We start from the raw sequence: 19,417 nt of genomic DNA, 5'->3' as shown, positions 1-19,417 counted from the left end.
GACTAGTCGACCTCTTCCACCTCGACGAGGTGCGTCACCACGGAGACCATGCCACGAATCTCGGGCCGGTCCTCCTTGACGACGACATCGCCGATTCGCTTCAGGCCAAGCGAACGCAGCGAGTCACGCTGGTTCTGCTTGCCACCGATCTTCGAGCGAACCTGAGTGATCTTCAGGCGTGCCATGACTAGCTCACCGCCTTGGCGGCCGCCGCTTCGGCGATGCCTTCGCGCTGAGCCTTGAGCATCCTGGCCGGAGCGACGTCCTCGATCGGCAGCCCACGACGGGCGGCGATCTCCTCGGGCCGGGAAAGACCCTTCAGAGCCGCCACCGTGGCGTGCACGATGTTGATCGGGTTGTCCGAGCCGAGCGACTTGGACAGGACGTCGTGGATCCCGGCGCACTCGAGTACGGCGCGCACCGGGCCACCGGCGATGACGCCGGTACCGGCGGAGGCCGGACGCAGGAAGACGACACCGGCCGCCTCTTCACCCTGCACGGTGTGCGGGATGGTGCCCTGGATGCGAGGCACCTTGAAGAAGTGCTTCTTCGCTTCCTCGACACCCTTGGCGATGGCCGCGGGGACTTCCTTGGCCTTGCCATAGCCGACGCCGACCAGGCCGTTGCCGTCGCCGACGACGACGAGGGCGGTGAAGCTGAAGCGACGACCACCCTTCACGACCTTGGCCACTCGGTTGATCTTCACTACGCGCTCGATGTACGAGACGCCCTTGTCGGCGGCGCCACCGCGGCGATCGTCACGACGGTCACGCCGCTCGCCACCGGTGCCGCCACCGCGACGCGGAGCTGCAGCCATCAGTGGTTCCTCATCTCAGTTGCCATTAGTTGCGATACCCGGGCCCGCATCAGAACTCGAGCCCGCCTTCGCGGGCGCTGTCCGCCAGAGCGGCGATGCGCCCTGCGTAGCGGTTGCCACCACGGTCGAACACAACCGCGGTGATCCCGGCTTCCTTGGCCCGCTGAGCGAGGAGCTCGCCGACCTTCTTGGCCTTCTCGGTCTTGTCAGCCTCGAGCGTGCGCAGCGCGGAGTCCATGGTGGACGCGCTCACCAGCGTGTGGCCGACCGAGTCGTCCACGATCTGCACGAACAGGTGACGAGTCGAGCGGTTGACGACCAAGCGCGGACGCGCGGCCGTACCGACGACGTTCTTGCGGACGCGGCGGTGACGGCGGGCCCGCGAGACGCTGCGGGCAGCCGTGTGCTTGCCGAACGCAGTCTTCGGAGCCATGCCTACTTACCAGCCTTTCCGACCTTGCGGCGGATCTGTTCGCCCTGGTAACGCACGCCCTTGCCCTTGTACGGGTCAGGCTTGCGCAACTTGCGGATGTTGGCCGCGACCTCGCCGACCTTCTGCTTGTCGATGCCGTCCACGTGGAACAGGGTCGGCCTCTCGACACGGAAGGTGACACCCTCGGGGGCGTCGACGATGACCGGGTGACTGAAGCCCAGTGCGAACTCCAGCTGCGTCGGGCCCTTGGCCTGAACGCGGTAACCGACGCCGACGATCTCCAAGGTCTTGGAGTAGCCCTGCGTGACGCCCTGCACCATGTTGGCGATCAGCGTCCGCGACAGGCCGTGCAGCGCACGGACCTTGTTCTCGTCATTCGGCCGGGTGACGGCGATAGCGCCGTCGTCGTCGCGACCCACCACGATGGGTTCGGCGACCGTATGAGAAAGCGTGCCCTTCGGGCCCTTGACCTGAACATCCTGGCCGCTGATCGCGATGTCTACGCCATTCGGCACAGGGATGGGCAGCCGTCCGATTCTCGACATGCTGTGTTCCTCCCCTCTACCAGACGTAGGCGAGGACTTCCCCGCCCACACCACGCTTGCCGGCCTGCTTGTCGGTCATGAGACCGGCGGACGTCGAGATGATCGCGACGCCCAGCCCGCCCAGGACTCGAGGCAGATTGTCCTTCTTCGCATACACCCGCAGACCGGGCTTCGACACCCGGCGCAGTCCCGCGAGCGACCGCTCACGGGTAGGCCCGAACTTGAGCTCCACCACGAGGTTCTTGCCAACCTTGGCGTCTTCGACGGTCCAAGCCTGGATGTAGCCCTCCTGCTGGAGGATCTCGGCGATGTGCGCCTTGATCTTCGAATACGGCATCGTCACGCTGTCGTGGTACGCCGAGTTCGCATTACGCAGACGCGTCAGCATGTCTGCGATCGGGTCGGTCATCGTCATGGCCAGTGGCCTTCCTCGCCGCGGTTTCCAGTCGGTGAAGCGGAGCTCTACCGGTGGACCTTCGGCGCGGTCATGGGTGCCCTCTGCGAGAGCACCCTGGTTTGACAGTTCTACATATGTACGGCTAGCAGCCCCGCGGGGGCGACACGTGGTCGCCCCCAAGGGTAACTACCAGCTGGACTTGGTGATGCCAGGCAGCTCGCCCCGGTGTGCCATCTCACGGAAGCACACGCGGCAGAGCCCGAACTTGCGGTAGACGGCGCGGGGCCGGCCACAACGCGTGCAACGGGTGTACGCCCGGACTTCGAACTTCTGCTTACGCCCTGCCTTGGCGATCAGCGACTTCTTCGCCATGATCAGGCCTCCTTGAAGGGGAACCCGAGGAGCTTCAGCAGCGCCCGGCCCTGGTCGTCGTTCTTCGCGGTGGTCACGACCGTGATGTCCATGCCCCGCGGGCGGTCGACCTTGTCCTGGTCGACCTCGTGGAACATGACCTGCTCGGTCAGACCGAACGTGTAGTTGCCGTTGCCGTCGAACTGCTTGGGCGACAGGCCACGGAAGTCCCTGATGCGGGGCAGCGCCAGCGACAGAAGCCTGTCGAGGAACTCCCACATCCGGTCGCCGCGGAGCGTGACGTGCGCGCCGATCGGCATGCCCTCGCGCAGCTTGAACTGGGCGATGGACTTGCGCGCCCGGACGACGGCCGGCTTCTGACCGGTGATCACGGTGAGGTCGCGAACGGCCCCCTCGATGAGCTTCGAGTCACGAGCCGCCTCGCCGACACCCATGTTGACCTTGATCTTCACCAGGCCGGGGATCTGCATGACGTTCTCGATGCCGAAGTCCTCGCGAAGCTTGGCCGCGATCTCCTCGCGGTACTTCGTCTTGAGGCGCGGCGTCGGACGCTCGGTCTCAGTAGTCGTGGCAGTCATCAGCTGTCCTCACCCGTCTCGTCGGCCTTGTCTTCGGCCTTCTTGTCGGCGGGCTTGTCGTCGCGCTTCTCGTCCTTGAGCTTCTTCACGTTGCTCACGTGGATGGGAGCCTCCATGGTCTGCACACCGCCGGTCTTGGCGCCGCGCGGACCCTGGTGGGTCTCCTTCGTGTGCTTCTTGATCATGTTGATGCCCTCGACCACCACGCGGTCTTCCCGCGGGAGGGTGGCGATGACATGACCCTTGGCACCCTTGTCCTTACCGGCGATGACCTGGACGAGGTCACCCTTCTTCACATGCAGCTTCGCCATTACAGCACCTCCGGCGCGAGCGAGATGATGCGCATGAACTTCTTGTCGCGCAGCTCACGGCCGACCGGGCCGAAGATACGGGTGCCACGAGGGTCGCCGCTGTCCTTGATGATGACGGCGGCGTTCTCGTCGAAGCGGATGTAGGAGCCGTCGGGCCGGCGGCGCTCCTTGACCGTGCGGACGATTACGGCCTTGACCACGTCGCCCTTCTTGACGCCCGTGCTACCGGGCAGGGCATCCTTGACAGTGGCGACGATCACGTCGCCGATACCGGCGTAGCGTCGGCCCGAGCCACCGAGAACGCGGATGCAAAGAATCTCCTTCGCACCCGTGTTGTCGGCGACCTTAAGCCGCGACTCCTGCTGGATCACTTTTCTTCTCCTGATGAGTCGCGCTGGTTCTCGTCGTTGCCGATCGAGCCTGGCGGAACTTGTATGGTCTTTTTCCTCCGGCCACAGCTCTTGGAGCCGCACCGCAGGCGACGCGAGGCCGGGGCCTCGCGTCCTTGGACACCGTCATGGGGGCCTTGGCGGCCCCCACGAGGCGCGGTATATCCGAGAAGGGCTACTTGGCCTTCTCGAGGATCTCCACGACCCTCCACCGCTTGGTGGCGGAGAGGGGGCGGGTCTCCATCAGAAGCACACGGTCGCCGACGCCACAGGCGTTGGCCTCGTCGTGTGCCTTGTACTTGGTCGTACGGCGAATGACCTTGCCGTACAGACGGTGCTTGACACGGTCCTCGACGGCGACGACGACGGTCTTATCCATCTTGTCGCTGACGACCAGGCCCTCACGGACCTTGCGGAAATTCCGCGAGTCGTCGTTCGTCTCGGTGGTCTCTGTGGTCTCGGTCTCAGCCATCGCTCGTCTCCTTCTCAACCGTGATGATGCCAAGCTCGCGCTCGCGCATCACGGTGTAGATACGGGCGATCTCGCGGCGGACGGCACGCAGCCGCCCGTGGCTCTCCAACTGTCCGGTCGCTGCCTGGAAGCGGAGGTTGAACAGCTCCTCCTTGGCTTCCTTGAGCTTCTGGACCAGGGTGTCCTCGTCCTCGACTCGCAGCTCGCCGGCGGTCAGGCCCTTAGCCATCACGCCTCACCAACTTCACGCTTAACGATCTTGCACTTCATGGGCAGCTTGTGGATCGCGCGAGTGAGCGCCTCGCGGGCAACCGACTCGGCGACACCGGAAAGCTCGAACATGACGCGACCCGGCTTGACGTTGGCGATCCACCACTCGGGCGAACCCTTACCGGAACCCATGCGGGTCTCAGCCGGCTTCTTGGTCAGCGGGCGGTCGGGGTAGATGTTGATCCACACCTTTCCACCACGCTTGATGTGACGGGTCATCGCAATACGAGCCGACTCGATCTGGCGGTTGGTCACGTAGGAGTGCTCAATCGCCTGGATGCCGAACTCGCCGAACACGACCCTGGTGCCGCCCTTGGCGGCACCGCTGCGGTCGGGCCGGTGCTGCTTGCGGTGCTTGACCCTGCGCGGGATCAGCATGGTCAGCTCCCTTCAGCACCCGGCTGCGCAGCCGGGCCGGTCTCGGGGGCAGCCTGTGCGGCCGCCTCAGTCCTGGGGGCGCGGTCCCCACGGCCGCCACCGCGACGGGCGCCACCGGCGCCACCACGGCGCGGACGCTCGCCGCCGCCGCCACCTGCGCCGCCGCCACCGCGGCGGTCGTCACGGTCACGACGCTGGCCGGCACGGGCACCGGCAGCGGCCGCCTCGCGCTCGGCGCGGCTGGTGGGCGCCTCGCCCTTGTAGATCCATACCTTCACGCCGATACGGCCGAAGGTGGTGCGGGCCTCGTAGAAGCCGTAGTCGATGTCCGCGCGGAGCGTGTGCAGCGGCACACGGCCCTCGCGGTAGAACTCCGACCTCGACATCTCAGCGCCGCCAAGACGGCCGGAGCACTGCACCCGGATGCCCTTGGCGCCGCTCTTCATGGCCGACTGCATGGCCTTGCGCATGGCACGACGGAACGAGACACGGCTGGAGAGCTGCTCGGCGACACCCTGCGCGACGAGCTGGGCGTCGATCTCGGGGTTCTTCACCTCGAGGATGTTGAGCTGGACCTGCTTCTTGGTCAGCTTCTCCAGGTCACCGCGGATGCGGTCGGCCTCCGCGCCGCGACGGCCGATGACGATGCCCGGCCGGGCGGTGTGGATGTCGACCTGAACGCGGTCGGTCGTGCGCTCGATCTCCACCTTGGAGATGCCGGCCCGCTCCATGCCCTTTTGCAGCATGCGACGGATCGCCACGTCCTCAGCGACGTACGACTTGTACAGCTTGTCGGCGTACCACCGGCTCTTGAAGTCGGTCGTGATGCCGAGGCGGAACCCGTGCGGGTTAACCTTCTGGCCCACTATCGGGTCCTTCCCTTCGGCTCGCGGGACTCCACGATCACAGTGATGTGGCTCGTCCGCTTGTTGATCCGATAGGCACGACCCTGGGCACGCGGACGGAACCGCTTCAGCGTCGGGCCCTCATCGACCCACGCGCGGCTCACGAAGAGCGACTGGGGGTCGAGATCGAAGTTGTGCTCTGCATTTGCCATGGCGCTCGAGAGCACCTTGTAGATCGGTTCGCTCGCCGACTGGGGAGCGAACTGCAGCACGGCCTGCGCCTCCGAAGCGGGCAGCCCGCGAATAAGGTCCACCACGCGGCGGGCCTTGAGGGGCGTGACGCGGACGAACCGCGCCTGAGCCCTGGCTTCCATCGCTTACTCCTCTTAACTGCTTCTGAAGGCGTCTATCGCCGGCTGCGGCGATCTTCCTTGACGTGGCTGCGGAAGGTACGCGTCGGGGCGAACTCTCCCAGCTTGTGGCCGATCATCGACTCGGTGACGAACACCGGGACGTGCTTGCGGCCGTCGTGCACGGCGATCGTGTGCCCGAGCATGTCCGGCACGATCATGGAGCGCCGCGACCACGTCTTGATAACGGTCTTGGTGCCCTTCTCGTTCTGGACATCCACCTTCTTGGCGAGGTGGAGGTCCACGAAGGGACCCTTCTTAAGGCTACGTGGCATATCGGCTGCTCCTACCGCTTCTTCCTCTTGCTCCGGCGGCGGATGATCAGCCGGTCGCTGGACTTGTTGGCCTGGCGGGTGCGGCCCTCGGGCTTGCCCTTCGGGTTCACCGGGTGGCGACCGCCGGAGGTCTTACCCTCACCACCACCGTGCGGGTGGTCGACCGGGTTCATGGCGACACCACGGACGGTCGGGCGCTTGCCCTTCCACCTCATACGGCCGGCCTTGCCCCAGTTGATGTTGGCCTGCTCGGCGTTGCCGACCTGACCCACCGAAGCCCGGCAGCGCACGTCGACCATGCGCATTTCGCCGGACGGCATACGCAGCGTGGCGTACTGGCCTTCCTTGGCGAGCAGCTGGATCTGAGCGCCCGCGGAGCGGCCGAGCTTGGCGCCGCCGCCCGGACGGAGCTCCACCGCGTGGATGAAGGTACCCGTCGGGATGTTGCGCAGCGGCAGGCAGTTGCCCGGCTTGATGTCGGCACCGGCGCCGTTCTCGATGCGGTCGCCCTGCTTGAGGCCGGTCGGCGCGATGATGTAGCGCTTCTCGCCGTCGGCGTAGTGCAGCAGAGCGATGTTGGCGGTGCGGTTGGGGTCGTACTCGATGTGAGCGACCTTCGCCGGGATGCCGTCCTTGTCATGCCTCCGGAAGTCGATGATCCGGTAGGCGCGCTTGTGACCGCCGCCTTGGTGGCGAGCGGTGACCCGGCCGTGTACGTTGCGGCCGCCCTTGCTGTGAAGGGGCGCAAGCAACGACTTTTCGGGCGTGCTGCGGGTGATCTCGGAGAAGTCCGAGACACTCGAGCCGCGGCGACCCGGAGTCGTCGGCTTGTACTTACGGATGCCCATCTTTTTCGTTCATCCTTCGTCGGTTACATGGGTGAGCCCGCCGCACGAACGTGCGACGGTCTCTACCCTTGGCAAGCCCTACGGCCCGCCCACTTCTATGGCTGCTAGCCGATCTGACCGAAGATGTCGATCCGATCGCCCTCGACCAGGCTCACAATGGCGCGCTTGGTGTCGGGACGCTTGCCGAAACCGGTGCGGGTGCGCTTGCGCTTGCCCGTCCGGTTGATCGTGTTCACGCTGGTGACCTTGACCCCGAAGATCTGCTCAACAGCGATCTTGACCTGGGTCTTGTTCGCGGTATTGCGCACCAGGAACGTGTACTTGTTGTTCTCATCGATCAGGCCGTAGCTCTTCTCAGAGACGACCGGCTTGATGATGATGTCGCGCGGGTCGGCGATCTTCTCCATCAGGCGTCAGCCCCTTCATTCGCAGTGGCCGACCCTGCCGACAGCCGCGCCACGACCTGGTCGTACGCCTCCTGGGTGAAGACCACGTCGTCGTGCACGAGCACGTCGTAGGTGTTGAGCTGCCCGGAGTCCAGCAGGTGGACCTCGGGAGCGTTGCGCAGGCTCAGCCAGGTCAGCTCGTCGGCCTCGTCGACGACGAGGAGAACGGTCCTGGACTGGGTGATCTTACGCAGGGCCTCGAGAGCCGCCTTGGTCTTCGGCGTCTCGCCGGTGACCAGACCGCTCACGACATGCACGCGACCGCCGCTCGCCCTGTCGGACAGGGCGCCACGCAGGGCGGCGACCTTCATCTTCTTGGGCGTCCGCTGCGAGTAGTCGCGCGGCACCGGGCCGTGGACGACGCCACCACCGGTGAACTGCGGCGCGCGGGTCGAGCCCTGACGGGCGCGACCGGTGCCCTTCTGGCGGTACGGCTTCTTGCCGCCGCCCCTGACCTCACCACGGGTCTTGGCCTTGTGGGTGCCCTGCCGGCGAGCGGCGAGCTGGGCCACGACCACCTGGTGGATCAGCGGAATGTTGACCTTGGCGCCGAAGATGTCTTCGGGCAGGTCGACGGTGCCGGCCTTGGAACCGCTGGCGTCGAGGACGTCAATGCTGGTCACTTGGCAGCCCCCTTCTTGGCAGCGGTACGGACGAGGACCAGGCTGCCGTTGGCGCCGGGGATCGCACCCTTGATCAGGATGAGACCGTTCTCGACGTCGACGGCGTGAACCTTGAGGCTCTGCACGGTGGTGCGGACGTTACCCATCCGACCAGCCATGCGAAGACCCTTGAATACGCGGCCCGGGGTGGCGCAGCCACCGATGGAACCCGGCGAGCGGTGCTTGCGCTGCGTACCGTGCGACGCGCTCAGGCCCTTGAAGCCGTGTCGCTTCATGACACCGGCGAAGCCCTTGCCCTTGCTCTTGCCCGTCACATCGACGAACTGGCCGGCCTCGAAGGTGTCGGCCAGGAGTTCCTGGCCCAGGGTGTAGTCGCTGGCGTCGTCGGTGCGGATCTCCGCGAAGTAACGGCGCGGGGTGATGTCGTGCTTACGCAGGTAGTCGCCGAGCGGCTTGTTGACCTTCCGTGGGTCGACCTGTCCGAAGCCGAGCTGGACGGCCGAATAGCCATCCTTGTCGGCGGTACGGACCCTGGTAACCACGCACGGACCGGCCTCGACCACGGTCACCGGAACCATCCGGTTGTCCGTGTCGAAGACCTGGGTCATGCCGAGCTTCTTGCCCAGGACGCCCTTGATCGTCTTAGCCATGTCAGTGCGTTCCCTCAGAGCTTGATCGAAATGTCGACGCCCGCGGGGAGGTCGAGCCGCATGAGCGAGTCGACGGTCTTGGGCGTCGGGTCGATGATGTCAATCAGCCGCTTGTGCGTGCGCATCTCGAAGTGCTCGCGGCTGTCCTTGTACTTGTGCGGCGAGCGGATGACGCAGTACACGTTCTTCTCGGTCGGCAGCGGCACCGGGCCCGCGACCTTCGCGCCAGTCCGCGTCACCGTCTCGACAATCTTCTTGGCCGAGCTATCGATGACCTCGTGGTCATAGGCCTTAAGCCGGATGCGGATCTTTTGTCCCGCCATAGTGGCCTCGGTGTCCTTCGCTGTCGTCTGAAAAAGTATCGTGCGGCCTGTTGCCGCTATTCGTGCAGGACGAGCCCGCACAGCCCCACGTGACAGACGTTGATGATCTGCCGTTTTCTTCCGTGATCCGGCAGTTACTTCGGTCACTCCGAAGCCACTGCGAGATCACGGCTTTCCCGTGGAGCCTGAGGGCGGAAGCCGTAGGGACTTCTGCCCTCTCGTAGTGCGGCGGTCGACCTCGATATCCGAGGGACGACCGCCGCCCCGCGATCGTGCTACTTGATAATCTTGATGACCCGGCCGGCGCCGACGGTGCGGCCACCCTCACGGATCGCGAACTTGAGACCGTCCTCCATGGCGATGGGCTGGATCAGCTCAACGCGCATTTCGGTGTTGTCGCCCGGCATGACCATCTCGGTGCCCTCGGGGAGGTGCACGACACCGGTCACGTCAGTCGTACGGAAGTAGAACTGCGGGCGGTAGTTGTTGAAGAACGGCGTGTGGCGGCCGCCCTCGTCCTTCGACAGGATGTAGACCTGGCCGTTGAACTCGGTGTGCGGGGTGGTCGTGCCCGGCTTGATGATGCACTGGCCGCGCTCGACGTCGTCGCGCTTGATGCCGCGAAGCAGCAGCGCGGCGTTGTCGCCCGCGTGACCCTCGTCGAGGATCTTGTTGAACATCTCGATGCTGGTGACCGTGGTGGTCGTCTTCTCCGGCTTGATGCCGATGATGTCGACCTGCTCGTTGGTCTTGACGACACCGCGCTCGATACGGCCGGTGACGACCGTGCCGCGACCGGTGATCGAGAAGACGTCCTCGACCGGCATGAGGAACGGCTTGTCCGTCTCACGGGGCGGCTCGGGCACGTTCTCGTCGACCGCGTCCATCAGCTCGATGATGCTGTCGGCCCACTTCGAGTCGCCCTCAAGAGCCTTGAGCGCGGAGACGCGAACGACCGGAAGGTCATCGCCGGGGAACTCCTGAGCCGAGAGCAGCTCACGGACCTCGAGCTCGACGAGCTCCAGGATCTCCTCGTCGTCGACCATGTCGGCCTTGTTGAGGGCTACGACGATGTAGGGGACGCCGACCTGGCGGGCCAGGAGGACGTGCTCCTTCGTCTGCGGCATCGGGCCGTCAGTGGCGGCGACCACGAGGATCGCACCGTCCATCTGCGCGGCACCGGTGATCATGTTCTTCACGTAGTCGGCGTGACCAGGGCAGTCCACGTGAGCGTAGTGACGCTTCTCGGTCTGGTACTCGACGTGCGCGATGGAGATCGTAATCCCGCGGGCCTTCTCCTCGGGCGCCTTGTCGATCTTGTCGAACGGCGTCGCCTTGTTCAGCTCGGGGAAACGGTCGTGAAGCACCTTGGTGATCGCCGCGGTGAGCGTGGTCTTACCGTGGTCGATGTGCCCAATGGTGCCGATGTTCATGTGCGGCTTGTTCCGCTCGAACTTGGCCTTGCCCACTGGTTCTCCTTGAGAATCTGTCTGACTTCGTCTACACACTCGGGCCCGGGTGATCCCGAACCCCTAGGCGGTGAGGCGGCTCGCACCGCCCCACCAGAGGCCGAAGCCTCTTGACGGCTGGGCTAGGCCCGGCCGGGGGTTCCGGGACTAATCGCCCCGGACCTTCGCGACGATCTCCTTGGCGATGCCCGGGGGCACCTCCGAGTAGGAGTCGAACTGCATGCTGTAGCTCGCGCGCCCCTGCGTCTTGCTACGCAGGTCGCCCACGTAGCCGAACATCTCAGAAAGCGGTACGAGCGCCGAGACGATACGGGCGCCAGCCCGCTCGTCCATCGCCTGGATCTGCCCGCGGCGACCGTTGAGGTCACCGATGACGTCACCCATGTAGTCCTCGGGCGTGGTGACCTCGACGGCCATCATCGGTTCGAGAAGTACAGCGTCGGCCTTGCGAGCGGCCTCCTTGAAGGCCATCGAGCCGGCGATCTTGAAGGCCATTTCCGAGGAGTCGACGTCGTGCGCGGCACCGTCGATCAGCGTCACCTTCACGCCCACCATCGGGTAGCCGGCCAGCACGCCGAACTCGGCGGCCTCCTGGGCACCCGCGTCGACCGAGGGGATGTACTCCCTCGGGACCCGGCCACCCGTGACCTTGTTCTCGAACTCGTAGCCGTCGTTGCCTTCGCCCAGCGGTTCGAGCTTGATGATGACCCGCGCGAACTGGCCGGACCCACCCGTCTGCTTCTTGTGGGTGTAGTCGACCTTGTCCACCGTGCGGCGGATGGTCTCGCGGTAGGCCACCTGCGGGCGGCCGACGTTGGCCTCGACCTTGAACTCGCGACGCATACGGTCGACGAGGATCTCAAGGTGAAGCTCGCCCATGCCCCAGATGACCGTCTGGCCGGTCTCATCGTCACGACGGACCTGAAAGGACGGGTCCTCCTCGGCCAGCCGCTGGATCGCGGTCGACAGCTTCTCCTGGTCGCCCTTGGTCTTGGGCTCGATCGCGACGTTGATGACCGGAGCCGGGAACGTCATCGACTCGAGCACGACCTGGTTGGCCGGGTCGGACAGGGTGTCACCGGTCGTGGTGTCCTTGAGACCCATGACGGCGACGATCTGCCCAGCGATCGCCGACGGGCGCTCTTCGCGCTTGTTGGCGTGCATCTGGTAGATCTTGCCGATCCGCTCCTTCTTACCCTTCACAGAGTTGACAACCTGTGAACCGGTCTCGAGCGTGCCCGAGTAGATGCGGATGTAGGTGATCTTGCCCAGGTGCGGGTCGCTCGCGATCTTGAATGCCAGCGCGGAGAACGGCTCGCTCGGGTCCGCGTGACGCTCGATGACCTTCTCCTCGTTGCCGACCGCGTGGCCCGCGATGGCGGGAATGTCGATCGGCGCGGGGAGGTAGGCGACGACCGCGTCGAGCAGGGGCTGTACGCCCTTGTTCTTGAACGCGGTGCCGGTGAGGACCGGGTTGACGGCGCCGGACAGCGTGGCGCGGCGGATCCCCGCGACCAGCTGCTCCTCGGTGGGCTCGACGGCCTCGAGGAAGAGCTCCATCAACTCGTCGTCGTTCTCGGCGATCGTCTCGACGAGCTTGTCACGCCACTCGCGAGCAGCCTCGGCGTGGTCGGCCGGGATGTCGACGACGTCGTACATCTCGCCCTTGGCCGCGTCCTCGCTCCAGAGCAGGCCCTTCATCTTCACCAGGTCGATGACGCCCTTGAAACCGGCCTCGACGCCCCAGGGAAGCTGAACGACCGCCGGGGTGGCAGCCAGGCGGGTGACCATCATGTCGACGCAGCGGTGGAACTCCGCGCCGACGCGGTCCATCTTGTTCACGAAGCAGATGCGCGGGACGTTGTAGCGGTCAGCCTGCCGCCACACCATCTCCGACTGCGGCTCGACACCCGCCACACCGTCGAAGACGGTTACGGCGCCGTCGAGGACGCGCAGGTTGCGCTCGACTTCGATAGTGAAGTCGACGTGACCCGGGGTGTCGATGAGATTGATCGTGTGACCGTCCCACTCGCAGGTCGTCGCAGCGGACGTGATCGTGATGCCACGCTCCTGCTCCTGCTCCATCCAGTCCATGGTGGCTGCGCCATCGTGGACTTCACCGATCTTGTAGTTGATGCCGGTGTAGAACAGGATGCGCTCAGTCGTGGTGGTCTTACCCGCGTCGATATGGGCGATGATCCCGATGTTTCGGACCTTTGCCAGGTCTAGAGCGGTCGTTGCGGCCACTTCTCTCGCGTCCTCGTCGTCTCGTCGAAACCCGCCGGATTACCAGCGGTAGTGGGCGAAGGCCTTGTTGGACTCGGCCATCTTGTGGGTGTCCTCGCGCTTCTTGACACTCGCTCCGAGGCCATTGCTGGCGTCGAGGAGCTCGTTCATGAGGCGCTCGGTCATGGTCTTCTCGCGGCGGGCGCGGGAGTACTGCACCAGCCAGCGCAGGGCCAGGGTCGTGCTGCGCGCTGCGCGCACCTCGACCGGCACCTGGTAGGTCGCGCCACCAACACGACGGCTGCGAACCTCGAGGGTCGGCTTGACGTTGTCAAGCGCGCGCTTCAGGGTGACGACCGGGTCGTTGCCCGTCTTGTCCCTGCAGCCCTCAAGGGCGCCGTACACGATCGACTGCGCGATGGAACGCTTGCCGTCCAGGAGCACCTTGTTGATCAGAGCGGTGACCAGCGGCGAGCTGTAGACCGGGTCAGACATGAGCTGACGGCGGCCGGGAGAACCCTTGCGAGGCATAGTTAGCTCTTCTCCCTCTTCGCGCCGTACTTGCTGCGAGCCTGCTTGCGGTTGCGGACACCCTGGGTGTCCAGCGAGCCGCGAATGATCTTGTAGCGGACACCCGGCAGGTCCTTCACACGACCGCCGCGCACGAGCACGATGGAGTGCTCCTGCAGGTTGTGGCCCACTCCGGGGATGTAAGCCGTGACCTCGATGCCGTTGGTGAGCCGAACACGGGCCACCTTGCGCAGTGCCGAGTTGGGCTTCTTAGGGGTCGTGGTGTAAACGCGCTGGCACACACCTCGACGCTGCGGATTCGCCCTTAGGGCAGGAGTCTTGGTCTTGGCGACCTTGTCCTGCCGGCCCTTGCGGACCAACTGCTGAATAGTGGGCACTGCCACTCCGTTTCGTGCTGGCCGGTAATACGTCTTGTGCATTTCGCAGGTTCTGCCGGTGTCATGACCTGCTGGTTTTCCCCGTCTCGGCGCCCCCGCGCTCGGGCGTGTCGCGCTCTTCGCACAGACACATCCGCAGGGACAACGAGCCAGGAAGCCGTCTGGCGCTCCCGTATATGAGCGCACAGTCGAGAGCCCGCTAACGACGGGCACGAAGCTCTAGACTACCCAGGCCCATGCGACACGTCAAAGCAGCGCGACAAAGCGGACACGCTTTTGCCACTACCGCTGGTCGCTGGGCCCTCTTCGATACATGCCCGGCTACTGCTCCACGCTCATGATATCCGGCCCGCGGAGTATTTGGTCGCGGTTCACCAGGATGGCCGGCGCATGGCCGTGCGCGCGCTGGATGGGCGCACCAGGCATCGGGACCCGTGGAGTGGTCCCGGCTACCCCCCCGACCACCCAGACGGCCCAGAGCGCGCACGTAGCGGCGCCCAGCCCCGTAAGCCGGAGGAGCGTGCCCCTGGAGGGAGCCCGGCCCCGTATGGCGGGTGGGGCCCACCGGGCTGGCCGTAACGACAAAACAAAGCACCGCGCCCGGATCACCAAGATCCGGACGCGGTGCTTCGAAGAGCTGACTAGCGGTTGTACTGACCGAAGTCGTACTCCTCCAGCGGAACGGCCTCGCCGCTGCCGGTGCCGAAGGTGTAGTCGGCCGCGGAACCGTCGTATCCACCAACGGTGTACATGGCCGCCTTGGCCTCTTCGGTGGGCTCGACCCGGATGTTGCGGTATTGGGGCATGCCCGTACCGGCCGGGATGAGCTTACCGATGATGACGTTCTCCTTCAGGCCCAGGAGCGAGTCGGACTTGGCGTGGATCGCCGCGTCCGTCAGGACCCTGGTCGTCTCCTGGAAGGAGGCCGCCGACAGCCACGACTCGGTGGCGAGCGACGCCTTCGTGATGCCCATGAGCACCGGACGACCGGCGGCCGGGGAGCCGCCTTCCGCCACCGTCTCGCGGTTCATCTGCTCGAAGCGCGGGCGCTCGACGAGCTCGCCGGGCAGCAGGTCGGTCTCGCCGGACTCCAGCACGTTCACGCGCTTGAGCATCTGCCGCACGATGATCTCGATGTGCTTGTCGTGGATCGACACACCCTGCGAGCGGTACACCTGCTGGACCTCGGCCACCAGGTGCAGCTGCACGGCCCGCGGGCCGAGGATGCGCAGCACCTCGTTGGGGTTGACCGCACCGGCGACCAGCTGCTGGCCGACCGTCACGCGCTGGCCGTCCGAGATGAGCAGGCGCGAACGCATCGAGACCGGGTACGCGATCTCCTCCGAGCCGTCGTCCGGCGCGATGACGATCTTGCGAGCCTTGTCGGTCTCGTCGATGCGGACCCTGCCCTCGGCCTCGGAGATCGGGGCGACACCCTTGGGGATGCGCGCCTCGAAGAGCTCCTGGACACGGGGCAGACCGTGGGTGATGTCGGCGCCCGCCACACCACCGGTGTGGAAGGTACGCATCGTCAGCTGCGTGCCAGGCTCACCGATCGACTGGGCGGCGATGATGCCGACCGCCTCGCCGACGTCGACGAGCTTGCCGGTCGCCAGCGAGCGGCCGTAGCAGGTCGCGCAGACGCCGATCTTGGCCTCGCAGACGAGCGCGCTCCGCGTGCGGACGGTCTCGATGCCGGCGTCGACCAGCGCGGTGACGTGAATGTCGTTGATGTCGACACCCGCCGCCACGATGACCTTGCCGTCGACCTCGACGTCCTCGGCCAGGATGCGACCGTGCACGTTGGACTCGGCGTTCTCCGCCTTGACCAGGTTGCCCGACGCGTCCCGATCGGCGACGTGCAGCGGGACCCCGCGGTCGGTGCCACAGTCGATCTCACGCACGATGACGTCCTGCGCCACGTCCACCAGACGACGGGTCAGGTAACCCGAGTCGGCGGTACGCAGGGCGGTGTCGGCCAGACCCTTCCGCTGTCCGTGGGTGGAGATGAAGTACTCCAGCACCGACAGGCCCTCACGGAACGAGGCCTTGATCGGACGCGGGATCGTCTCACCCTTGGTGTTGGACACCAGGCCACGGATGCCGGCGATCTGACGCACCTGCATCTTGTTGCCTCGGGCACCGGAGTTGACCATCATCCAGACCGGGTTGGTCGCCGGGAAGGCGTTGACCATGTCGGTCTCGACGTCGGCCGTGGCGTGCGTCCAGATCTCGATGAGCTCCTGACGGCGCTCCTCGTCGGTGATCAGACCGCGCTCGTACTCACGCTGGACCTTGTCGGCCCGGCGCTCGTAGTTCTCCATGATGGTGGCCTTGTTGGGCGGCGCGACGACGTCGTCGATCGAGATCGTGACGCCGGAGCGGGTCGCCCAGCGGAAGCCGGCGTCCTTCAGCGCGTCAAGCGAGTTGGCCACGTCGACCTTGGGATAGGTCTCGGCCAGCTCGTTGACGATGACGGACAGCTGCTTCTTGCCGACCTGGAAGTTGACGAACGGGTAGCTCGCCGGCAGCGTCTGGTTGAACAGGCACCGGCCGAACGTCGTCTCCAGACGGATCGGGTCACCCTGCTCCCAGCCCTCCGGCGCGACCCACTCGCGGGGCGGCAGGACGTCCTTGAGCCGGATCTGGATCTTCGCCTGGATGTCCAGCTCGTGACGGTCGAAGGCCATCTGAGCCTCGGCGATCGAGCCGAAGACCCGGCTCTCGCCCGCCGCGCCGTCCTTCTGGGTGGTCAGCCAGTAGAGGCCGATGACCATGTCCTGGGTGGGCATCGTCACGGGCTTGCCGTCGGCCGGCTTGAGGATGTTGTTGGTCGAGAGCATCAGGATGCGCGCCTCGGCCTGGGCCTCAGCCGACAGCGGCAGGTGCACGGCCATCTGGTCGCCGTCGAAGTCCGCGTTGAACGCGGTGCAGACGAGCGGGTGGATCTGGATGGCCTTGCCCTCGACCAGCTGCGGCTCGAACGCCTGGATGCCCAGACGGTGGAGCGTCGGAGCGCGGTTGAGCAGCACGGGGTGCTCGGTGATGACCTCTTCGAGCACGTCCCACACGACCGGACGAGCCCGCTCGACCATCCGCTTGGCCGACTTGATGTTCTGGGCGTGGTTGAGATCGACCAGCCTCTTCATCACGAACGGCTTGAACAGCTCCAGCGCCATCTGCTTGGGCAGGCCGCACTGGTGCAGCTTGAGCTGCGGGCCGACGACGATGACCGAACGGCCGGAGTAGTCGACTCGCTTGCCCAGCAGGTTCTGGCGGAACCGGCCCTGCTTGCCCTTCAGCATGTCGCTGAGGGACTTGAGGGGACGGTTGCCGGGACCGGTGACCGGGCGACCACGACGGCCGTTGTCGAACAGCGCGTCGACGGCCTCCTGGAGCATCCGCTTCTCGTTGTTCACGATGATCTCGGGCGCGCCGAGGTCGAGCAGACGCTTGAGGCGGTTGTTCCGGTTGATGACCCGGCGGTACAGGTCGTTCAGGTCGGAGGTCGCGAACCGGCCACCGTCGAGCTGCACCATCGGGCGCAGGTCCGGCGGGATGACCGGGATGCAGTCGAGCACCATGCCACGCGGCGAGTTGGTGGTGTTGAGGAACGCCGACACGACCTTGAGCCGCTTGAGCGCGCGGGCCTTCTTCTGGCCCTTGCCGCTGCGGATCGTCTCGCGCAGGTTCTCCGACTCGACGTCGAGGTCGAAGCTGATCAGGCGGTCCTGGATCGCCTGAGCGCCCATGCCGCCCTTGAAGTAGCGGCCAAAGCGGTCGCGCATCTCGCGGTAGAGCAGCTCGTCGCCCTCAAGGTCCTGGACCTTGAGGTTCTTGAAGCGGCTCCACACCTCGTCGAGCCGGTCCAGCTCGCGCTGGGCCCGGTCGCGAAGCTGACGCATCTCGCGCTCGGCGCCCTCACGGACCTTGCGGCGCTGGTCGCCCTTGGCGCCCGCGGCCTCAAGCTCACCGAGGTCGCCTTCGAGCTTCTTCTGCCTGGCCTCGACGTCGGCGTCACGGCGCTGCTCGATGTGCTGCCGCTCGACGGAGATCTTCGCCTCCAGCGACGGCAGGTCACGCTCACGCATCTCGGTGTCGACATGCGTGATCATGTAAGCCGCGAAGTAGATGACCTTCTCCAGGTCCTTCGGAGCCAGGTCGAGCAGGTAACCGAGGCGCGACGGGACGCCCTTGAAGTACCAGATGTGCGTGACGGGCGCGGCCAGCTCGATGTGGCCCATCCGCTCACGACGCACCTTGGCGCGAGTCACCTCGACGCCACAGCGCTCACAGATGATGCCCTTGAACCGGACGCGCTTGTACTTGCCGCAGTAGCACTCCCAGTCGCGGGTCGGGCCGAAGATCTTCTCGCAGAAGAGTCCGTCCTTTTCCGGCTTGAGGGTGCGGTAGTTGATGGTCTCCGGCTTCTTGACCTCGCCGTGCGACCACTGACGAATGTCGTCGGCCGTCGCAAGGCCGATCCTGAGCTCGTCGAAGAAGTTGACGTCTAGCATTTTCTGCGATCTCCCCCTCAGACTTCTTCCACGCTGCTCGGCTCACGCCGGGACAGATCGATACCGAGCTCCTCCGCCGCGCGGAAGACGTCCTCGTCTGTGTCTCGCATCTCGATGGACATGCCGTCGCTGGAGAGCACCTCGACGTTCAGGCACAGCGACTGCATTTCCTTGATGAGGACCTTGAAGGACTCCGGGATGCCCGGCTCGGGGATGTTCTCGCCCTTGACGATCGCCTCGTAGACCTTCACGCGGCCCAGGACGTCGTCAGACTTGATCGTCAGCAGCTCCTGGAGCGCGTAGGCGGCGCCGTACGCCTCCAGAGCCCAGACCTCCATCTCACCGAAGCGCTGGCCACCGAACTGGGCCTTACCGCCGAGCGGCTGCTGGGTGATCATGGAGTAGGGGCCGGTCGACCGGGCGTGGATCTTGTCATCGACCAGGTGGAGCAGCTTGAGGATGTAGATGTAGCCGACCGCGATCGGGTACGGGAACGGCTCGCCGGAGCGGCCGTCGAACAGCTTGGCCTTACCGCTCTGCTGCACCATGCGGTCGCCGTCGCGGTTGGCGATGGTGTTGTCGAGGAGACCGACGATCTCCTCCTCGTGGGCGCCGTCGAAGACCGGCGTGGCCATGTTGGTACGCGGGGCGACCTTCTCGAAGCCCTTGTCGCGCAGCCGCTCGGCCCAGGCTTCCTGAACGCCGGAGATGTCCCAGCCTCGGGCGGCGATCCACCCCAGGTGAGTCTCCAGCACCTGGCCGACGTTCATTCGGCCGGGCACGCCCAAGGGGTTGAGGATGATGTCGACCGGGGTGCCGTCCTCCAGGAACGGCATGTCCTCGACCGGCAGGATCTTGGAGATGACGCCCTTGTTGCCGTGGCGGCCGGCCAGCTTGTCGCCGTCGGTGATCTTA

25 protein-coding genes and 1 pseudogene are annotated in these 19,417 nt (G+C 65.7%); all 26 read right to left on the bottom strand.

What is annotated here, in order from left to right:
- Positions 1-2: 2 nt before the first annotated feature.
- A complete protein-coding gene (rpmD, locus tag KLK06_RS00130; RefSeq protein ID WP_080043226.1) occupies positions 3-185 on the bottom strand; it encodes a 50S ribosomal protein L30 in 183 nt (60 codons plus the stop codon).
- A gap of 2 nt (positions 186-187) precedes the next feature.
- On the bottom strand, positions 188-817 hold the full coding sequence (gene rpsE / locus KLK06_RS00125; protein ID WP_049572667.1) for a 30S ribosomal protein S5: 630 nt from the start codon (positions 815-817) through the stop codon (positions 188-190).
- 49 nt (positions 818-866) lie between these two features.
- Positions 867-1,250, bottom strand: a complete 384-nt coding sequence (gene rplR / locus KLK06_RS00120; RefSeq protein ID WP_214633185.1) for a 50S ribosomal protein L18 — start codon at positions 1,248-1,250, stop codon at positions 867-869.
- Positions 1,251-1,252: 2 nt separating this feature from the next.
- Positions 1,253-1,795, bottom strand: coding sequence for a 50S ribosomal protein L6 (gene rplF, locus KLK06_RS00115; protein ID WP_214633184.1), 543 nt, complete (start codon positions 1,793-1,795; stop codon positions 1,253-1,255).
- 16 nt (positions 1,796-1,811) lie between these two features.
- Positions 1,812-2,210, bottom strand: a complete 399-nt coding sequence (gene rpsH, locus KLK06_RS00110) for a 30S ribosomal protein S8 (protein WP_192789898.1) — start codon at positions 2,208-2,210, stop codon at positions 1,812-1,814.
- Positions 2,211-2,378: 168 nt separating this feature from the next.
- The gene (locus tag KLK06_RS00105; RefSeq protein WP_090769707.1) at positions 2,379-2,564 is read right to left on the bottom strand and encodes a type Z 30S ribosomal protein S14; all 186 of its coding nucleotides are present in this window, start codon (positions 2,562-2,564) and stop codon (positions 2,379-2,381) included.
- A gap of 2 nt (positions 2,565-2,566) precedes the next feature.
- The gene (rplE, locus tag KLK06_RS00100; protein WP_214633183.1) at positions 2,567-3,142 is read right to left on the bottom strand and encodes a 50S ribosomal protein L5; all 576 of its coding nucleotides are present in this window, start codon (positions 3,140-3,142) and stop codon (positions 2,567-2,569) included.
- The gene (rplX, locus tag KLK06_RS00095) at positions 3,142-3,444 is read right to left on the bottom strand and encodes a 50S ribosomal protein L24 (protein WP_250904779.1); all 303 of its coding nucleotides are present in this window, start codon (positions 3,442-3,444) and stop codon (positions 3,142-3,144) included. Before rplX ends, rplE begins: the two co-directional genes overlap by 1 nt.
- A gap of 8 nt (positions 3,445-3,452) precedes the next feature.
- Complete coding sequence (gene rplN / locus KLK06_RS00090) at positions 3,453-3,824, bottom strand: 50S ribosomal protein L14 (RefSeq protein ID WP_026214151.1); 372 nt, start codon at positions 3,822-3,824, stop codon at positions 3,453-3,455.
- Positions 3,825-4,017: 193 nt separating this feature from the next.
- A complete protein-coding gene (gene rpsQ, locus KLK06_RS00085) occupies positions 4,018-4,314 on the bottom strand; it encodes a 30S ribosomal protein S17 (RefSeq protein WP_214633181.1) in 297 nt (98 codons plus the stop codon).
- Positions 4,307-4,543 carry a 50S ribosomal protein L29 gene (rpmC, locus tag KLK06_RS00080; RefSeq protein WP_214633180.1) on the bottom strand — a complete coding sequence of 79 codons (237 nt, stop codon included), beginning with the start codon at positions 4,541-4,543 and terminating at the stop codon, positions 4,307-4,309. The genes rpsQ and rpmC overlap by 8 nt, the downstream gene beginning before the upstream one ends.
- Positions 4,543-4,962 carry a 50S ribosomal protein L16 gene (rplP, locus tag KLK06_RS00075; protein ID WP_214633179.1) on the bottom strand — a complete coding sequence of 140 codons (420 nt, stop codon included), beginning with the start codon at positions 4,960-4,962 and terminating at the stop codon, positions 4,543-4,545. Before rplP ends, rpmC begins: the two co-directional genes overlap by 1 nt.
- A 2-nt stretch (positions 4,963-4,964) precedes the next feature.
- On the bottom strand, positions 4,965-5,828 hold the full coding sequence (gene rpsC, locus KLK06_RS00070) for a 30S ribosomal protein S3 (RefSeq protein ID WP_214633178.1): 864 nt from the start codon (positions 5,826-5,828) through the stop codon (positions 4,965-4,967).
- Positions 5,828-6,181: a 50S ribosomal protein L22 gene (rplV, locus tag KLK06_RS00065; protein ID WP_214633177.1), complete on the bottom strand. Its 354-nt coding sequence runs from the start codon at positions 6,179-6,181 to the stop codon at positions 5,828-5,830. Before rplV ends, rpsC begins: the two co-directional genes overlap by 1 nt.
- 32 nt (positions 6,182-6,213) lie before the next feature.
- On the bottom strand, positions 6,214-6,492 hold the full coding sequence (gene rpsS / locus KLK06_RS00060; protein ID WP_214633176.1) for a 30S ribosomal protein S19: 279 nt from the start codon (positions 6,490-6,492) through the stop codon (positions 6,214-6,216).
- A gap of 11 nt (positions 6,493-6,503) precedes the next feature.
- Positions 6,504-7,340 (bottom strand): 50S ribosomal protein L2, encoded by an 837-nt coding sequence (rplB, locus tag KLK06_RS00055; RefSeq protein ID WP_214633175.1) that lies wholly within the window; start codon positions 7,338-7,340, stop codon positions 6,504-6,506.
- A 104-nt stretch (positions 7,341-7,444) separates the two neighbouring features.
- Positions 7,445-7,747, bottom strand: a complete 303-nt coding sequence (gene rplW / locus KLK06_RS00050) for a 50S ribosomal protein L23 (protein ID WP_214633174.1) — start codon at positions 7,745-7,747, stop codon at positions 7,445-7,447.
- Positions 7,747-8,409, bottom strand: a complete 663-nt coding sequence (gene rplD / locus KLK06_RS00045; protein ID WP_214633173.1) for a 50S ribosomal protein L4 — start codon at positions 8,407-8,409, stop codon at positions 7,747-7,749. The genes rplW and rplD overlap by 1 nt, the downstream gene beginning before the upstream one ends.
- Positions 8,406-9,059: a 50S ribosomal protein L3 gene (gene rplC / locus KLK06_RS00040; RefSeq protein ID WP_214633172.1), complete on the bottom strand. Its 654-nt coding sequence runs from the start codon at positions 9,057-9,059 to the stop codon at positions 8,406-8,408. The genes rplD and rplC overlap by 4 nt, the downstream gene beginning before the upstream one ends.
- A 14-nt stretch (positions 9,060-9,073) precedes the next feature.
- Positions 9,074-9,382, bottom strand: a complete 309-nt coding sequence (rpsJ, locus tag KLK06_RS00035; protein WP_012887830.1) for a 30S ribosomal protein S10 — start codon at positions 9,380-9,382, stop codon at positions 9,074-9,076.
- 275 nt (positions 9,383-9,657) lie between these two features.
- Entirely contained in the window at positions 9,658-10,851 is a 1,194-nt protein-coding gene (gene tuf / locus KLK06_RS00030) for an elongation factor Tu (protein ID WP_214633171.1), read from the bottom strand.
- Positions 10,852-10,998: 147 nt separating this feature from the next.
- Positions 10,999-13,098, bottom strand: a complete 2,100-nt coding sequence (gene fusA / locus KLK06_RS00025; protein ID WP_214633170.1) for an elongation factor G — start codon at positions 13,096-13,098, stop codon at positions 10,999-11,001.
- Positions 13,099-13,137: 39 nt separating this feature from the next.
- Positions 13,138-13,608 (bottom strand): 30S ribosomal protein S7, encoded by a 471-nt coding sequence (gene rpsG / locus KLK06_RS00020; RefSeq protein ID WP_138670613.1) that lies wholly within the window; start codon positions 13,606-13,608, stop codon positions 13,138-13,140.
- A gap of 2 nt (positions 13,609-13,610) precedes the next feature.
- On the bottom strand, positions 13,611-13,985 hold the full coding sequence (gene rpsL, locus KLK06_RS00015; RefSeq protein WP_214633169.1) for a 30S ribosomal protein S12: 375 nt from the start codon (positions 13,983-13,985) through the stop codon (positions 13,611-13,613).
- A gap of 641 nt (positions 13,986-14,626) precedes the next feature.
- Positions 14,627-18,502, bottom strand: a complete 3,876-nt coding sequence (locus KLK06_RS00010; protein WP_214633168.1) for a DNA-directed RNA polymerase subunit beta' — start codon at positions 18,500-18,502, stop codon at positions 14,627-14,629.
- A gap of 17 nt (positions 18,503-18,519) precedes the next feature.
- Positions 18,520-19,417 (bottom strand): annotated as a pseudogene (locus tag KLK06_RS00005) (DNA-directed RNA polymerase subunit beta); the annotation flags it as partial.

This window comes from Nonomuraea sp. NEAU-A123, from assembly GCF_018603905.1.
In the GTDB taxonomy this organism is placed as follows: domain Bacteria; phylum Actinomycetota; class Actinomycetes; order Streptosporangiales; family Streptosporangiaceae; genus Nonomuraea.
This window is presented reverse-complemented; position numbering and strand designations above follow the sequence as displayed.

Coding starts and splice junctions, on each gene's coding strand:
- rpmD (WP_080043226.1), bottom strand. CDS start 185: ATGGCACGCCTGAAGATCACTCAGGTTCGCTCGAAGATCGGTGGCAAG.
- rpsG (WP_138670613.1), bottom strand. CDS start 13,608: ATGCCTCGCAAGGGTTCTCCCGGCCGCCGTCAGCTCATGTCTGACCCG.
- rplB (WP_214633175.1), bottom strand. CDS start 7,340: ATGGGCATCCGTAAGTACAAGCCGACGACTCCGGGTCGCCGCGGCTCG.
- rplE (WP_214633183.1), bottom strand. CDS start 3,142: ATGACTGCCACGACTACTGAGACCGAGCGTCCGACGCCGCGCCTCAAG.
- rplR (WP_214633185.1), bottom strand. CDS start 1,250: ATGGCTCCGAAGACTGCGTTCGGCAAGCACACGGCTGCCCGCAGCGTC.
- rpsH (WP_192789898.1), bottom strand. CDS start 2,210: ATGACGATGACCGACCCGATCGCAGACATGCTGACGCGTCTGCGTAAT.
- rpsE (WP_049572667.1), bottom strand. CDS start 817: ATGGCTGCAGCTCCGCGTCGCGGTGGCGGCACCGGTGGCGAGCGGCGT.
- rplP (WP_214633179.1), bottom strand. CDS start 4,962: ATGCTGATCCCGCGCAGGGTCAAGCACCGCAAGCAGCACCGGCCCGAC.
- rpsJ (WP_012887830.1), bottom strand. CDS start 9,382: ATGGCGGGACAAAAGATCCGCATCCGGCTTAAGGCCTATGACCACGAG.
- KLK06_RS00010 (WP_214633168.1), bottom strand. CDS start 18,502: ATGCTAGACGTCAACTTCTTCGACGAGCTCAGGATCGGCCTTGCGACG.
- rplC (WP_214633172.1), bottom strand. CDS start 9,059: ATGGCTAAGACGATCAAGGGCGTCCTGGGCAAGAAGCTCGGCATGACC.
- rpmC (WP_214633180.1), bottom strand. CDS start 4,543: ATGGCTAAGGGCCTGACCGCCGGCGAGCTGCGAGTCGAGGACGAGGAC.
- rpsQ (WP_214633181.1), bottom strand. CDS start 4,314: ATGGCTGAGACCGAGACCACAGAGACCACCGAGACGAACGACGACTCG.
- rpsS (WP_214633176.1), bottom strand. CDS start 6,492: ATGCCACGTAGCCTTAAGAAGGGTCCCTTCGTGGACCTCCACCTCGCC.
- KLK06_RS00105 (WP_090769707.1), bottom strand. CDS start 2,564: ATGGCGAAGAAGTCGCTGATCGCCAAGGCAGGGCGTAAGCAGAAGTTC.
- rplV (WP_214633177.1), bottom strand. CDS start 6,181: ATGGAAGCCAGGGCTCAGGCGCGGTTCGTCCGCGTCACGCCCCTCAAG.
- rplW (WP_214633174.1), bottom strand. CDS start 7,747: ATGGAGAAGATCGCCGACCCGCGCGACATCATCATCAAGCCGGTCGTC.
- rplF (WP_214633184.1), bottom strand. CDS start 1,795: ATGTCGAGAATCGGACGGCTGCCCATCCCTGTGCCGAATGGCGTAGAC.